The 15,370-nt window shown below is 60.2% G+C and carries 12 protein-coding genes; 5 read left to right on the top strand and 7 right to left on the bottom strand.

From position 1 onward, the window contains the following. Positions 1-22 precede the first annotated feature (22 nt). Both ACRCJM_RS07120 and ACRCJM_RS07125 read left to right on the top strand, forming a co-directional pair. Positions 23-340 carry a nucleotidyltransferase family protein gene (locus ACRCJM_RS07120; protein WP_431464367.1) on the top strand — a complete coding sequence of 106 codons (318 nt, stop codon included), beginning with the start codon at positions 23-25 and terminating at the stop codon, positions 338-340. After that, positions 337-678, top strand: a complete 342-nt coding sequence (locus tag ACRCJM_RS07125; RefSeq protein ID WP_431464368.1) for a HepT-like ribonuclease domain-containing protein — start codon at positions 337-339, stop codon at positions 676-678. The genes ACRCJM_RS07120 and ACRCJM_RS07125 overlap by 4 nt, the downstream gene beginning before the upstream one ends. Here ACRCJM_RS07125 and ACRCJM_RS07130 read toward each other — a convergent pair. The 6 genes from ACRCJM_RS07130 to ACRCJM_RS07155 form a co-directional block, all read right to left on the bottom strand. Beyond that, a complete protein-coding gene (locus ACRCJM_RS07130; protein WP_431464369.1) occupies positions 675-4,052 on the bottom strand; it encodes a DEAD/DEAH box helicase family protein in 3,378 nt (1,125 codons plus the stop codon). The genes ACRCJM_RS07125 and ACRCJM_RS07130 overlap by 4 nt on opposite strands. Before the next feature lie 177 nt (positions 4,053-4,229). Continuing rightward, positions 4,230-6,152, bottom strand: a complete 1,923-nt coding sequence (locus ACRCJM_RS07135) for an ABC transporter ATP-binding protein (protein ID WP_431464370.1) — start codon at positions 6,150-6,152, stop codon at positions 4,230-4,232. After that, complete coding sequence (locus ACRCJM_RS07140; protein WP_431464371.1) at positions 6,149-7,903, bottom strand: ABC transporter ATP-binding protein; 1,755 nt, start codon at positions 7,901-7,903, stop codon at positions 6,149-6,151. Before ACRCJM_RS07140 ends, ACRCJM_RS07135 begins: the two co-directional genes overlap by 4 nt. Before the next feature lie 146 nt (positions 7,904-8,049). Further along, complete coding sequence (locus ACRCJM_RS07145) at positions 8,050-8,667, bottom strand: energy-coupling factor transporter transmembrane component T family protein (protein ID WP_431464372.1); 618 nt, start codon at positions 8,665-8,667, stop codon at positions 8,050-8,052. Further along, entirely contained in the window at positions 8,664-9,470 is an 807-nt protein-coding gene (locus tag ACRCJM_RS07150) for an energy-coupling factor ABC transporter ATP-binding protein (RefSeq protein WP_237199044.1), read from the bottom strand. Before ACRCJM_RS07150 ends, ACRCJM_RS07145 begins: the two co-directional genes overlap by 4 nt. Positions 9,471-9,484: 14 nt before the next feature. Next, positions 9,485-10,087 (bottom strand): biotin transporter BioY, encoded by a 603-nt coding sequence (locus tag ACRCJM_RS07155; RefSeq protein ID WP_431464373.1) that lies wholly within the window; start codon positions 10,085-10,087, stop codon positions 9,485-9,487. A 172-nt stretch (positions 10,088-10,259) separates the two neighbouring features. On the opposite strand from ACRCJM_RS07155, the gene abc-f reads away from it, so the two are divergent. Beyond that, the gene (gene abc-f / locus ACRCJM_RS07160) at positions 10,260-11,858 is read left to right on the top strand and encodes a ribosomal protection-like ABC-F family protein (protein WP_431464374.1); all 1,599 of its coding nucleotides are present in this window, start codon (positions 10,260-10,262) and stop codon (positions 11,856-11,858) included. A gap of 585 nt (positions 11,859-12,443) precedes the next feature. On the opposite strand, the gene ACRCJM_RS07165 is transcribed toward abc-f, so the two are convergent. Continuing rightward, entirely contained in the window at positions 12,444-13,175 is a 732-nt protein-coding gene (locus ACRCJM_RS07165) for a metal-dependent hydrolase (RefSeq protein ID WP_431464375.1), read from the bottom strand. 231 nt (positions 13,176-13,406) lie between these two features. On the opposite strand from ACRCJM_RS07165, the gene ACRCJM_RS07170 reads away from it, so the two are divergent. Together ACRCJM_RS07170 and ACRCJM_RS07175 are read left to right on the top strand one after the other, a co-directional pair. Then, positions 13,407-14,750, top strand: a complete 1,344-nt coding sequence (locus tag ACRCJM_RS07170; RefSeq protein WP_431464376.1) for a nucleobase:cation symporter-2 family protein — start codon at positions 13,407-13,409, stop codon at positions 14,748-14,750. Then, positions 14,747-15,337, top strand: coding sequence for a xanthine phosphoribosyltransferase (locus ACRCJM_RS07175; RefSeq protein WP_237185644.1), 591 nt, complete (start codon positions 14,747-14,749; stop codon positions 15,335-15,337). Before ACRCJM_RS07170 ends, ACRCJM_RS07175 begins: the two co-directional genes overlap by 4 nt. Positions 15,338-15,370 lie beyond the last annotated feature (33 nt).

Raw genomic sequence — 15,370 nt, forward strand, 5'->3', positions numbered from 1 at the left:
AACCTTGCGTAGACTAGGGAACATGACAGCCAGCGCAGATTCACAGAGACTACAGAAACTCATTGCTGATAACAGCGACGCTATCGGCGCAATCTTCACCAAGTATGGAGCCACCAACCCCAGGCTTTTCGGATCAGTCGCACGCGGGGACGCTAATGCACACAGCGACATCGACATCATGGTTGACATTGACGACACCAAAGGCGCAACCATCATGAAACTCGCTGGTATATCAGAATCACTCAGACGGCTCTTAGGCGTCAGGGTTGATGTTGTTACTCCCACGGTTTTGCGAGAGAAAATCTCAGTAGAAGCTAAGAAAGACCTAGTCACGCTATGAGCCGCTCACCTCTTTCTCGACTTGAAGATATCACCGCCGCAATCTCCTCATGTCTTGAGTACTCGGCCCATTTAATAGACCCAAAATTTTCAGGCATGGCCTTGGACGCTATCGAACGGAACCTCGGGATCATTGGGGAGGCCGTGAACCATCTACCAAAAGAGGTAACTGCCCAGTACCCAGAAATAGATTGGGTTGCAATCGTGGGGCTAAGAAATTTTCTGATTCATGAGTACTTCGCTGTTGATGAAGAAGTCGTTTACGAGATCCTCGAAAAGTACCTTGTCCCCCTCCAAACAACAGTACATGTTGCTACGGCTCGGCTAGATAACTCTTAAGCCACCTCGGCCGTAGCCCTGATACGGTTGAGAATCGAGACAATCTCAAAGGCGTCATCGTCTCCGAACATCTCAAGCGGGTCACCCAAACTCACATAGGGGTCCTCATAGAGACGCGATGGGTCAACCGTGCCATTCTCACTCAGCTCATCCACAATGCGCTGCACAAACCGAATCTGCGTCGCCGAATACCGTGACTCATCCAAAAAGACCGCAAAAGCTGCCCGGGCCTCGTCCTGGCTCAAACCCACCAGCGAGCGCACAAACACACCCAGACCCCCGGACTCGCGTACCACCTGCACATTTGCCGGCCCGCCAATACCTGAAGCGTCGATCAAATCAGCCAGAGCCGCAAAATCCTCGTCCGTTAGCTGCTTGCCGCGAAGAACCTTCTGCACGGCAACCGCATCCAGGTGTTCGCGCAGGTACTCCTGCATTTTCTGCTCAAACCGCTCCTGGTTCATACCCACCTGGGTGCGCACTACCTCGACCTCTACCGGGTCGATAAGCTCGTCCTGAAAATTGGTGTAGACAATCTTCTTCTGGCCCTTATCAAGCAGGTGGGTGACACCGCGCAGCTTCTTGCGCATGAACTCCAGCAGGGCAGGGGAGACATCCACCCACCAGTCATCTGCGGCCAGCTGCTCCAGGTGGGGCAGGACGGCCGCGATGGCAGGAACCGCTGCCTTGGTCAGCAGATCCTCGGCCAGGGTCTGGGCTACCTCTTTGGCACGGGCCAGCGCGGCAGAATCACCGGTGAGGGCAGATAGCTGGGCCCCAAGCATGAGCAGGTCAAACTGCTTGGCTTCAAGGGTTCCTTCGACCGGCACCGTTGAGGCAACAGCCCCCAAACTCAGCGCCAACTCGGCCTCTGCCTCAGAAAGCTGCGCCCAGGCGTCCGCGCATGCAAAGCGCTCCACCGCTGCCCGGTGCGGGCGCACCAGCACATTGCCCATATCCAACCTGCCCACAAAGGCAGCCAGATCAGAGCGAACCGCCACCGCGTAATCGTCCCCAGCACCCACGGTGCCAGAGCCCACCAGGGCCCGGGCCAGCCTCACCCGGGTTTCAAACACCCGCTGAGAGACAGGCTTAGCCAGCTGACCCTCAGAGCCGGGCAGATCCTGGCTGAAATACTCCAGGTTCTGGCAGAAATCGAAGACCAAAAAGTCCTTCTTGTCGGCCCCGGGGCCAAAAACATCGAGAGCAAGGCGGGTACCGCGACCCAGCATCTGCCAGAACTTGGTTTTCGCCCGTACCAGCTTGAAAAAGACCAGGTTCAGAATCTCGGGCACATCAATGCCGGTATCGAGCATATCCACGCTAATAGCAATGCGGGGCAGAGACTCCGGCTCAGAGAACTTCTCAATCGCTGACTCCGCCGCATACGTGCGGTTGGTAATCACCTGAGCGTAGGAGCCGCCGTAACCGGGGAAGAGCACGTTAAACCGTTCATAGATAAAATCAGCGTGAGCCTGGTTTTTGGCGAAAATGATGGTCTTGCCCAGTAACTCACCGTCAGCTACCCGGTAGCCGTGCTCCATGAGCGTGGTCAGCACCTTATCAACCGTATCGGCGTTGAAAAGAAAGCGGTTCAGGGCCTCGCTGGTAATCTCATCGGGCACAGCATCGCCCCAGTCGGCAGACTCCCACTGCTCCTGCTCAGCCTCACTGAGCTGGTCATAGCGGATGCCCTCGCGCAAGAAACGGGTACCCACGCTAAAGCCCCGGGCAGGAACCAGGTAACCATCGCTCACCGCCTGATCGAGGGTATAGGCGTCGGTCGGCACGCCGGCCTCTAGATCAAAGAGGGCATAGGTGTTGAAATCAACCTCGTCTTTAGGGGTAGCGGTGAGCCCCACCAGCAGGGCGTCAAAATACTCAAAAATCGCCTTGTACTTGGCATAGACCGACCGGTGGGCCTCATCAATCACAATCAAATCGAAGTAACCAGGGCCGAATTCGCGCAAGGTGGCTTCGCCCTCAGCCCGGGTGCGGTTAATGATGTTTAGCATGGTGGGGTAGGTGCTGGCATAGACCCGGCCATTGGCCTGCTTATCTTCTACCAGATTCACCGTAGCCAGGTTGGGAAGGTGAGCCTTGAAGGCCTTGACCGCCTGGTTGACCAGGGCGGTGCGGTCAGCAAGGAACAACACGCGCTTGACCCACCCAGCCCGCGACAGCAAATCCACCAGGGCGATGGTTGTGCGGGTCTTACCTGAACCGGTCGCCATAACCAACAGGGCCTTGCGGCGGCGGGCGTCAAATGACTCAGCCACCGACGCAACAGCCCGCAACTGATAGTCGCGCCCCGCAATCTCGGTGTTGACCTGCTGCCCGCTCAACTGCTGGCGGCTGGTCCTGCGCTCAATCATGAGGGCCAGCTCATCCTCGGTGAGGAACCCTTGCACCTCACGCGGCGGGTAACCGGCAGCGTCATCCCACAGGTAGTGGGTATAGCCGTTGGTATAGAAAATAACCGGACGGACGCCGGTTGCCGCCTGGAGCGCGTCCGCATATGCTTTGGCCTGGTCGCGACCAATATCTACTGACTCCCGGGCCCGCTTGGCTTCGACCAGGCCGAGGGGGCGGCCGTCCCTGCCCCACAGCACATAATCAACTCGACCCGACCCGCTGGGAGTGGGCAGCCCCGTCACCGGGTACTCGCGGTCACGCTTATGAGCAAGGGGCCAGCCAGCTTCGCCCAGGAGCAAATCGATGAAGTAGTCGCGGGTCTCCGCCTCGTTGTAGTCGTGGGTATCTGGCAGGGTCTTAGCCGCCTGGGCTTCAGCCAACTGGGCGCGAAGACGCTCCAGCTCGGCGTCCATAGCATCCACCCGCGCCTGGTGCTCAGCTGCTATCCTCTCCATCTCAGCCGTGCGTTCTGCCTCAGCCTCAGCCATGCGCTGCTGGGTCAGGGCCCGCTGCTCCGCCTGACGGCGTAGCGTGGGAATCAGCTGGCGGTCAAAAGCCCTACCCATAGGAGCTAGGGCTGGGTTTGCCGAATGGTTATACACACCCCAGACCATCAGGTGATACAGGTCGGTAACAGCCCGCTCGGCGTCCCGCTCAGAAAGGACCCTCCGGGAGTTATGGGCCGCATCGTTTCCCAGATGGCGGATGGTCTTGAACTTCAGGCGCTTGTCTTTGTCGAGATATACCGAGAAAGCCTCATTGCTGGTCAGCGTTGCCAAAGTGGCCTGCTCCGGGCGGTAGATGCCCCGCACCCGGTAGATGTGCTCAACCAAACCCTCGATAGCCCGCCGGGCGTAGAAGCAGGCGGTGGGCGCGTCCGCCACCAGATAGCCCTCGGCCTTGGCACAATCCTGGTAGAGCTCCGGCAGGGCCTGGTAAACAAAAGCAAAGTTAGACATAGCGCCTCATGACTGTGCGAGAAGGTGTAGGTGCAATCACACATATTTTAGCCTGGTCAGCGCTTGAAAGGGGATCTCAAAACCTCAAAGGGACCGCATAATATGCGGTCCCTTTTTGGAAATCAGGTCCCCTTGGAGGGGGCGGGCGGTAGCGAGCGGGAGCCTGCTCCGCCCTCCCTACTCGTCCGCCCCCGCGAACTGCGAGTTGTAGAGCTCGGCGTAGAAGCCGCCGCGCTCCAGCAGCTCAGCGTGGGTGCCGGATTCGACGATGTCGCCGTCGCGCATAGCGAAGATGACGTCGGCATCCCGGATGGTCGAGAGACGGTGGGCAATCACGAAGGAGGTCTTGCCCACTGCCAGCTGGCCCAGGGCTCGGGCAATCAGCAGCTCGGTGCGGGTATCGACCGACGAGGTAGCCTCATCCAGAATCAGCAGGGGCTTCTGGGCCACCATGGCGCGGGCAATCGTCACAAGCTGCTTCTGCCCGGCAGAAAGCTGGGTCTGGTCGGTCAGTATCGTGTCGTACCCGTCGTGCAGCTGCGATACCAGCTCGTCCAGGCCAACCGAGGCCATGACCTCATCCAGGCGCTCCTGGCTGACTTCCCCGGCCCCGTAGACTACGTTCTCTCGCAGGGTGCCCTCAAAGAGCCAGGTATCTTGCAGCACCATGGCAAAGAGGGAGTCAACCTGCTCGCGGGTCAGGTCGGTGGTGGGTACCCCGTCAATGCGAATCTGCCCCGAATCGAGCTCGTAGAAGCGCATGAGCAGGTTGACCAGGGTGGTCTTACCGGCCCCGGTCGGGCCCACAATCGCCACCTTCTGGCCGGGAGCTACCGAGGCGGTAAAGCCGTGGATAATCTCCTTGCCCGGCTCGTAGCTGAACCGTACATCCTCAAAGTCCACAGCGCCGCGCACGGGCTGGGGCAGGGGAGTGCTCTTGGCGGACTCGTCCGCCAGCTCATCGGCCTCCAAGAACTCAAAGACGCGAGCGCCCGCAGCCGCCGCCGATTGCAGGGAGGTAGCCGACTGGGCGAGCTGGCCCAGGGGGTTGGTGAAGAGACGGACGTAGACGATGAAGGCGACGATGACGCCGAAGGTGATGGTGTTGTTCAGTACCAGGGCGGCGCCGACCACGCAGACCACCACGTAGCCCAGGTTGCCGATGAAACCCATGAGGGGGAACATGAGGCCTGAGAAGAACATGGACTTCCAGGCCACCCGATAGAGGTCGGTGTTACGGTCGGCAAATTCGGTGCGGGCGGCGGTTTCACCGTTGTAGGCGCGAATCATGGAGTGGCCGCTCAGGGTTTCTTCGATGTGGCCGTTGAGCTTACCGAGGAGCTGCTGCTGGGCCACGAAGTATTTCTGGCTGCGGGCCAGTACGAAGCCTGAGGCGACGATACCCAGCAGGGAGGCGGCAATGGCAGCTAGGGCCATGCGCCAGTCGGTTACAAACATCATGACGGCCGAGCCCACCAGGGTGACCACACCGGTGATGGTGGTGGCCAGGGAGTTGTTGAGGGTCTGTTGCAGGGTGTCGACGTCGTTGGTCACGCGCGAGAGGGTATCGCCGGTAGAACCCTTGTCCATGTAGGCCAGGGGGAGGCGGTCGATTTTGCGGTCTAGGTCGTGGCGCATGGAGCGCGATACCCAGACGGTTGAGCGGGCCATAATCTGCCCCTCCACCAGGCTCAGGATCAGGGAGGCCACCAGCATGCCGATAGAGATCCACATGAGGCGGTAGATTTCGCCCATATCCAGCTGGCCGGTGAAGCCCTTTTGAATCTCGTCGGTGATGGCCGACAGGAACTGCGGGGCAACAATGGTGAGAATGACCCCGATGACGGCAGCGACAATAGCGACCACCATGCCCGGCAGCACCGGGCGCAGGTAGGCTAGCAACTTACCTATGGTTTGTTTGAAGGGGGCGGACGCCTGCCCCGGCAGGGCGTGGCGCGGCGGGCCACCGGGGCCACCGTGACCTCCGGGACGCCCTCCCTTCTCGCTTTTCAATTGGCTATCGCGCAGCTGATTTGCAGACTCAAGACCCCTGCGGGCTGACTCTAGCTCTTCGGGGGTAAAAACTGGTGACTGGCTCATGAGCGAAGTTCCTCCTCAGAGAGCTGGGACAGGGCAATATCCTGGTAGACCTCGTTGCTGGCCAAGAGTTCCTCGTGAGTACCGGAACCGACCAGTCGGCCCTTATCAAGCACCAGAATCTTATCGGCCTCCCGTACCGTACCAATACGCTGGGCCACCACTACGATGGTCGCCCCCTTGGCGGAGTTCTTGAGCTGACTGCGGATATCCCGCTCGGTCTTATAGTCCAGGGCCGAGAAGGAATCATCAAAAATCATGATCTCCCCACCACGGGCAAAGGCCCTGGCCATGGACAGACGCTGCCGTTGACCACCGGAGAAGTTCTTGCCGTTCTGGGCAACCGCCGAAGCGTAGCCGTCCTCTTTCTTGCCCACGAACTCAGCTGCCGCAGCTGCATGGGCTGCCGCCACCACGTCCTCGGCGGTCACAGCCTGCAGGCCCTCACCCAGGGCAAGGTTAGAGGCCACCGAGCCAGAGAAGAGCACACTCTTTTGAGGCACATAGGCCAGGCGGGCCCGCAGGTCCTTCTGGTTCCAGTCGCGCACATCAACACCGTCCACCAGCACCGCGCCCTCGCGAACATCGGCAAAACGCGGAATCAGATTCACCAGGGTCGACTTACCCGAGCCGGTCGAACCAATAATAGCCACCGTCTCACCCGGGGCTGCCGTAAAGGAAATCGAATGCAGGGCATCGCCGTCAGCCTTGGGGTAACGGAAGCTGACATTCCTAAACTCCAGGGAACCTGCCGGGGCAGCACCTGTGCTGACCCCGCCGTCCACAATCGCCGCCTGAGTTGTCAGAACCTCGCGGATACGGCGCCAGGCAACCAGCGCTCGCGGGCCCATCACAAAGATAACGGTCATCATCATGAAGCTGGTGACAACCTGCAGGGCGTAGGTAGAGAAAACCACCATCTGCCCAAAGAGGGTGACGCGCTCGGTCAAGTCGGCTGTACCGTTAATCAGCACAGCACCCAGCACATAAATGGAGAGCGACAGGCCGGTCATAATGGCAGTCAGCAGGGGCATGATGAAGGCCATGGTGGAGTTGACGAAGAGGGTGGTGTTGCGCAGGTCGGTGTTGACCTCTTCAAAGCGCTCTTCGTGGAAGTCACCGGTGGTGTAGGCCCGAATGACGCGCAAACCGGTCAGGTGCTCGCGGGTCACCCGGTTGAGACGGTCGGTGATTTTCTGCATGCGCATCATGCGGGGGATGGCCAGGCCCATGGCGACACCCAGCACCAGCAGGGTGGCGAGGACGGCGATTCCGGTGGGGATGGTCCATGTCAGCGACTGGGTAGCGATTTTGGAGCTAGCCCAGACCGCCATGATGGGGGCCTTAATGCTCATCTGCAGGCCCATGACCACAAACATCTGCACCTGGGTCACATCGTTGGTGGAGCGGGTGATAAGGCTGTCGGTGCCGATGTGGTTCACCTCGGCACTGGAGAGGTCAAAGGTCTTGTTGTAGACCCCGGCCCGCATGCGCCGGGCTAGGGTGGTACCGAAAATTGCGGTGCAGAAGCCGGTGATAATGGCGCAGACCATAGAGGCCAGGGCTGCTGCCAGCATGAGAGTGCCGTCAGAGGTGACGTCCCTCAGTTTGGACCCGGGGGTTGAGATGGTGAGGGTGATGTTCTCCATGTACTCGGGTACCTTGAGGTCAAGGTAGACCTGAGCCACGATGGACAGCACCGCCACCAGGACGAGTAACCATTCTCGCCGGTGAATGAATTGGGTGATGTTCATAGAATCCTAGGGCGTTTTCGTCAAAAGAAAAAAGGTGCATCTCTGCACCTTCGTCCTTCCTATTATGGCCCACCTGCCGCTGGTGCAGGCAGTATTCGGCAGTCTGGTAGGGCTGTACTTTTCACCACCTTGCTCCTTTGAGGGCTTTATGGTGCATCAAGGCCCCGGGCGGCCAGGGCGTCACCGGTTTCCTGGGCGTAGGCCACCGTGGCAATCACCAGGGGGATGAAAAGCCGGAACTGGGCGACCTTGATCCCGCGGGCGGCCACCGCCGCCTGAATTAGCTGCCAGCTATCCATAATCACCGGGATAGAGCGCACCATCAGGGCCAGAGCCAGCCCCACCCGCTCAGGGGAGCCGCCCACCCACTTCAGGGGGGTGCACAGCCAGATAAACCCGTCAATCAAGACCGGCATAGGGGTTGACCACAGCAGCACCTTTGAAGCTGCAATCATGGTGAGCAGGGTCAGCAGGACGTCCGCCCCCGACTCTAGCTTGCCGCTCACCAGGTAGTAGACCAACAGAATCGCCAGCAACCAGGAAAGGGAAGCCAGGGACTGCACCCAGGTACGCCAGGGAATTTTTGCCAGAGCCCCAAGAGCCAGCACCAGCGCGAGGGCCGCAAGGCCAAACCCCCAGTGGCTGGTAGCTGCCAGGGAGATGCCCAGCAGAAGAATAAAGACGCCTTTAGCCCACAGGGGTGCCCAGTGCACCGGGGTGCTAAGGGGCTGGTAGATGCCAAAGAGCTGGTTGGCAATGTTCACACCTGCCCCCCGGGACGTTGGGGGTCAGCAGGTTCAGGTGGGGCTGGGAAGTCCGTGGCACACCAGTGCTGGTAATCTGCCAGGACGTCTGCCGCCGGCCCCTGCGCCAGCAGGCGACCCTCGTGGATAACGATTGCCTCATCGCAGGTTGCTGCCAGGTCAAGGTCGTGGGTGGAGATGACCTGCTGCTGGGGAAGAGAGTCAAGCAGGTCAAATAGTCTTAACCTATTCTTGAGGTCTAAAAGCGTTGTGGGTTCATCTAAAAGTAGAACCTTAGGATTTACTGCAAGTACGGCAGCTAGGGCGGTCAACTGCTTTTCACCGCCTGAGAGGTTATAGACAGAGTCAAAAGCGCGGTGCTCAACCCCGCGCTCAGCAAGGGCCTCCAGGGCGGCGGCGCGGCGGGCGTCCTTGCCCTTGATGTGCTGAAGGGAGAGCTCGACATCCTCAACCCCCGTCGGCATCACCAGCTGGGCGCCGGGATCTGAAAAGAGCATACCTACCCGCGAGCGCACCGCGGGTAGATGCTCACTCACGCTCACCCCGTGTACGGTGACCTCGCCCGAGGTGAGCTGGGAGAGCCCGTTGAAGAGTCGTAGGAAGGTTGACTTGCCCGAGCCATTGAGGCCGAGCACTGCGGTACGCGGGGTAGAGAGCTCCACGGTGATGTTGTGTAAGAGAGTGCGGTCGCTGGTGCCGGTGTCAACGGTTACGGTGGCTGAGCGGGTGGCAAGCAGCCCGTCGTCCGAAAATTGGGTCGACGGGCTTGCAGCGCTTGCGCGTGAAGAGCGAGAAAAAAACACGGGCTCTATCGTACCTAGCGGCGGGCCAGGGCGGGGAAGGCCCGGTGCACAGCCAGGGCAACCAGAACGGCCACCAGGCACTTAACCAGATCGCCGGGGACGTAAATCAGGGCAGCGGCAACAGCAGCACCCAGTTCAAGGTCGGCATTAATCATCATGCCGGCAACACCAAAGACCTGGATGATGGCAAAACCTGCCAATACAGCCACCACAAAGGCGCCAAACAGCCCGGCCCCGCTCATGCGGCGGCGCAGGGCTGCGTAGGCAAGCCCACCGGTGACCAGGGCACCGGGAATGAAGCCCAGCAAGTAGCCAAAGGAGGGGGAGACAATGGTGCCGAAGCCGCCCTTACCCCCAGAGAAAACCGGAAGGCCAATCAGGCCAGCGACGACATACAGGGTGACGGCAAGGGCAGCGCGGGTGCCGCCCAGGGTCAGGGCTGCGATGTAAATCGCCAGGGTCTGGAGGGTGATCGGAACAGCGGCCGGACCCACCGGAATAGCGGGCAGCAGGGCGCATACGGTAATAAAAGCGGCAAAAACAGCGATAAGAGCCAGATCGCGACCGGGATTGGCAGCGGCGCGCGCCGGGCGCGCGGAAGTCTGTGATGATGTCATGCCCACTACTATAAACAGGTTTTGAACACCGTTCAAAAACTCGGCCTTTCTTTCCACTTCTGTGACGCCAGCCCGAACCAACGCCCCGGTGGCCCTTCCAACATTGACCAGCACCACACCGGGGCGGTAAGATAGATAGCTGGCCAACCCACCCCACCCAAGGAGCAGACCCGTGCTGTCAGTCAACAACCTCGAACTGCGAGCTGGCGCTCGCCTGCTCATGGAGGACGTCACCTTCCGCATCGATAAGGGCGATAAGGTCGGCCTCGTGGGCCGAAACGGCGCTGGTAAAACCACCATGACCAAGGTGCTGGCCGGGCTCACCCTGCCCGCAGACGGCACCGTCACCCGCGGCGGCACCATCGGTTACCTGCCCCAGGACCCCAAAGTCGATGACATGACCCAGCTGGCCAAGGACCGGATCTTCTCGGCCCGCGGCCTGGACGGGGTAGCCCGCAAAATGCGCCAAGCTCAAGAAATGATGGCCAGTGAAGACCCTGCAGAGCACACCAAGGGCATGCGCCGCTACGACCGCTTAGAGGCTGAGTTTATTGCCGGTGGCGGTTATGCCGCTGAGTCCGAGGCGGCAACCATCACCGCCAACCTCGACCTACCCGAACGCGTCCTTAATCAGCCCCTGTCTACCCTCTCAGGTGGTCAGCGCCGCCGCGTGGAGCTGGCCCGTATTCTCTTTGCCAATGCAGATACCATGCTGCTTGATGAGCCCACCAACCACCTGGATGCCGATTCGGTGGTCTGGCTGCGCGAGTTTTTGAAGAACTACCAGGGTGGCATCCTGGTCATCTCCCACGACGTGGAACTCATGGAGCTAGTTGTCAATAAGGTCTTCTACCTGGATGCCAACCGCTGCGTCATCGACATCTACAACATGGGCTGGAAGAACTACCTGCTGCAGCGCGAGCAGGACGAGGCCCGCCGCAAGCGCGAGCGCGCCAACGCCCAAAAGAAGGCCTCAGCTCTGATGGAGCAGGCGAATAAAATGCGGGCTAAGGCCACCAAGGCGGTTGCGGCCCAGCAGATGATTAAGCGAGCCGAAAAGCTCATGCGCGGCCTGGAAGAAGAGCGCCAGGTCGATAGGGTAGCGGCCATCCGCTTCCCCGACCCTGCCCCCTGCGGTAAGACCCCCCTCTCTGCCACCGGACTTTCTAAGAGCTACGGCTCCTTGGAGATCTTTACCGATGTTGATTTGGCCATCGACCGCGGCTCGCGCGTGGTGGTGCTGGGCTTTAACGGCGCCGGTAAGACAACCCTGCTGCGCATGCTGGCTAAGAGCACCCAGCCCGATACCGGCGAGGTCATCTACGGCCACGGGGCCAAGGTGGGATATTTCGCCCAGGAACACGAGATTCTGGATCACGACCGCACCGTCTTTGAGAACATGAAGTCAGCGGCCCCCGACCTCGATGACACCCGCGTCCGCACTATTCTCGGCTCCTTCCTCTTCTCGGGGGATGATGTCGATAAGCCCGCCGGTGTGCTCTCCGGCGGTGAGAAGACCCGCCTGTCGCTGGCAACCTTGGTGGCCTCGTCCGCCAATGTTCTGCTGCTCGATGAGCCCACTAACAACCTCGACCCGGCCTCGCGCGAAGAGATTTTGAACGCCCTGAAAAACTATCGGGGGGCCATTGTAATGGTCTCTCACGATGAGGGGGCAGTTGAGGCCCTTGACCCCGAGCGCGTGCTACTGCTGCCCGATGCGGTAGAAGACCTGTGGAGCAAGGAATACCAGGACCTCATCTCCCTGGCTTAGGCAGGAATGAGCGGACGCCCGCCCCGCCCGGTAGCTGACCGGGCGGGGCGGTCTTGTATCAGCCCCCTTCTTTGGTCCGTACAAATAGGCTTGTGTGTCTGTTTCTTACACAAGCCCACTGTTGGGGCCACCACACTCTACGAAAAAGACCTGTGTGTTTCGTGGGTTTTTCTTCGCCAAACAAAGGTCACGAAATGATAACGGGCCTATTTCGCTAGTGCAGGGCGGGCCGGGCGGCGTAGAGTAAATACCAGCTTCGGAAGCCAATCTTCCCCAGCTGCACCTCAAGAACACTGCCTCACCGATGAGGCGGCACACAAATCCAACACCGACGTTGGGCCGAACCTTGAAAGGATGATTCAATGCTGGAATCACACGACGTACGTTACCCCGAAATCGCTGAAGAGGGCGTAGAGGTCGACGTTTTCTGGACCGAAGACTAAACATCGTTCGCCTCAGCGGCACAGATATATTTTTGTTTTCCTTCCCACCCCACCTCATGAGTGACTACATAGAAGTGATACACGGGTGAAAGACAGGGGCCCGGCACCATACGGTGCCGGGCCCCTGTTGTTGCCTGAAGTCTTAGGCTCCTGTGAAGAAGCCGCTGATCAGCTGGGCTGGAAAGCTGGTGAGGAAACCGAAAAAGGCCAGGGTGTAGGCCCCGATATAGACGGTTAGGGCTGCGGTGAGGAAGTTCTCGCGGGCTGAGCCAGCATCACCCAGGATAGGTAGGGCCATGTAGCCGCTCTTGCGCCAGAGCTTGCTGGGCACAACGGGCTTGATGGTGACGGGCCAGAAGGGGTTAACCCCGCGGGTGGTCAGGGCATCACCCAGAATGTGGGCGGTCGCCCCGGTAAGAACCGCCCAGGGCATCAGAGCCAGTGAATCGGTATAGATGGTTCCGGCAATAACCGCGAGCGCCCCCAGCCAGCCCCCCGGTGCCTTGAAGGTGCGCAGGGCCAGGCCGCCAGCAAAACCGGCTAGAGCCAGAGCTAGGACGGGGATACCCGCGTAGGTCAGGCGGTCGGCAAAAAAGGCCAGGGCCCAAAAGGCTGCTAGGCCAACCAGAGAATGGGTTCCCTTGCGGTGGCCGCCCGAGAGCCGCCCCACCAACAGGGCAACCCAGCGACTGACCGGCGGAATCGAGTGGGCGATGGTGCCGTTATGGTGATCAATATCGGGGAGCATGCCCGCACCGGCAGCCGCTAGGGTAGTGACGGCCAGGGTGGTGGGGTCATCAATGCCCAAGACTCCCGCCTCGTTGAGGGCTAGCCAGGCTGCTGCTGCGCTAATGGAGTGGGAATAACCCATCATGATGGTGCGATCCTTATGAATAATCCTCTGGAAGTGAAAGCACCACTTTAACACAGTTTCGAATATTTGTTCTAAAAGGACGCCGGTGGTCACGGAGTGAGCATAGCTGGGGGAGTGTTCGCCCAGAGCGAGCAAGAAGCGTAGACTGAAACTAGGACCACCCCGCCCCGGCAGCCCTGCCGGGGGCCAGCGTCCTTACACCCACCACAACTACATACCGAAAGTCCTTCGTTGAACCAACATACCCAAGGGTCAGAACCCCAGACCCCTGCTGAAACTTCAACCGACATGCTCTACCAGATCGACGACACCCCACCCCTCGGTGTCTCTATCCTGCTAGCGCTCCAACACATCCTGGCAGCCTTCGCCGGAATCATCGCAGTACCCCTGGTCGTCTGCACCGCCCTCGGCTTTAACGTCGCCCAAACCTCACTGATGGTCAGCGCCTCCATCTTCGTCGCGGGCCTCACCACCTTCATTCAGTCCCGCGGCATCGGCCCCGTAGGCGCTCGCGTACCCGGCATGATGGGCACCGACTTCACCTTCGTCAACCCCACCATCGCCGTCGGCTCCCAGTTCGGCATGGCAGGAATCGTTGCCGCCACCATCAGTGCTTCACTGGTTGAGATCGTGCTCTCTCGCTTCATCAAGCCCCTGATGCGCTTCTTCCCGCCGCTGATTACCGGCACCGTGGTGGCCCTCATCGGCATTACCCTGCTGCCGGTCTCCATGGACTGGGCAGCAGGTGGCGCAGGCTCAGAAGACTACGGCTCCCTGCAAAACCTCACCATCGCCTTCGGCGTCATGGCCCTCACCCTCGCTATCGCCCACTTCGGCCGCGGCATCCTGCGGGCCGCAGCGGTCTTCATCGGCATGATCGCAGGCTACCTCGTCTGCATCCCCCTGGGGCTGGTTGACCTCTCGGTCGTTGCGGACGCCGCCTGGTTCGCCCTGCCCAACATCTTCGCCTACGGGGTGCACTTTGACCTGGCCTCAACCCTGGCCTTCATCCCCGCCTATATCGTCTCCACCATCGGGACTGTCGGTATCATGATGGCCATCGGCCAGGCCTCCGGCGCCAAGCTCGACAGCAAGCGCGTCTCTAACGGTGTGCTTGCGGACGGCGTCGGCTCAGCTTTGGCAGGTGCTTTCGGCGCGGGCCCCAACACCGCCTTCTCCCAGAACGTCGGCCTGATTACCCTCACCAAGGTAGCCTCCCGACGCGTCATGATCACTGCGGGCATTATCCTGGCCATCCTCGGCGTCTTCCCCAAACTCTCAGCCCTCATTTCTGTGATGCCCCAGCCCGTGCTCGGTGGTGCAGGCGTCATCATGTTCGGCCTGGTCGCAGCCCAAGGCATCAAGACCCTCACCACCATCGAACTGGGCGACCGCGAACTACTCATCGTCTCGGTGGCCTTCGCCCTGGGTATTGGTGTGACTGTGCGCCCCGACATGCTCGCCAACCTGCCCACCGCCCTGCAGATGATTCTCTCCTCCGGCATCTCCACCGGAACCCTGGCAGCCCTGCTGCTCAACATCATCCTGGTAGACCGAAAGAAGAAAACAGCATGAAACTCCTCGAAGACCGCATCCGCCGCGACGGCCGCATCCTGCCCGGCAACATCCTCAAAGTCGACCAGTTCGTTAACCACCAGGTCGACCCCCAGCTCATGATGGACATGGGCCGCGACTTCGCCGAGCACTTCAAGGACGCCGGAATCACCCGCGTCCTCACCCTCGAAGTCTCCGGCATCTCTATGGCCATGACCGCCGCCCTGCACCTGGGCGTGCCCATGGTCTTTGCCAAGAAGATTTCCTCCAAAACCCTCTCCACCGACACCTACCACTCCAAGGTCTTCTCGTACACCAAGAAAATCGAGTACGACATCCGCATCGACAAGCGTTTTGTCACCCCCGAAGACCGCATCCTGATCATCGATGACTTCCTCGCCAACGGCCAGGCCCTGCACGGCCTAACCCACCTCTGCGAACAGGGCGGGGCCCAGGTAGCCGGCATCGGTATCGCCATCGAAAAGGTCTTCCAGGGCGGCGGCAAAGAATTCCGCGACCGCGGCTACGACGTCTACTCCCTGGCCATGATCGACCACTTCACCGACGACGGAGTGGTCTTTACCCACGAGGTAGAAAAAACCCAGTAGCACAGCAAGCAGCTCAAGAAAATGCTCCCCTCC

Origin of the sequence: Rothia sp. L_38 (assembly GCF_050689125.1) — a bacterium.
In the GTDB taxonomy this organism is placed as follows: domain Bacteria; phylum Actinomycetota; class Actinomycetes; order Actinomycetales; family Micrococcaceae; genus Rothia.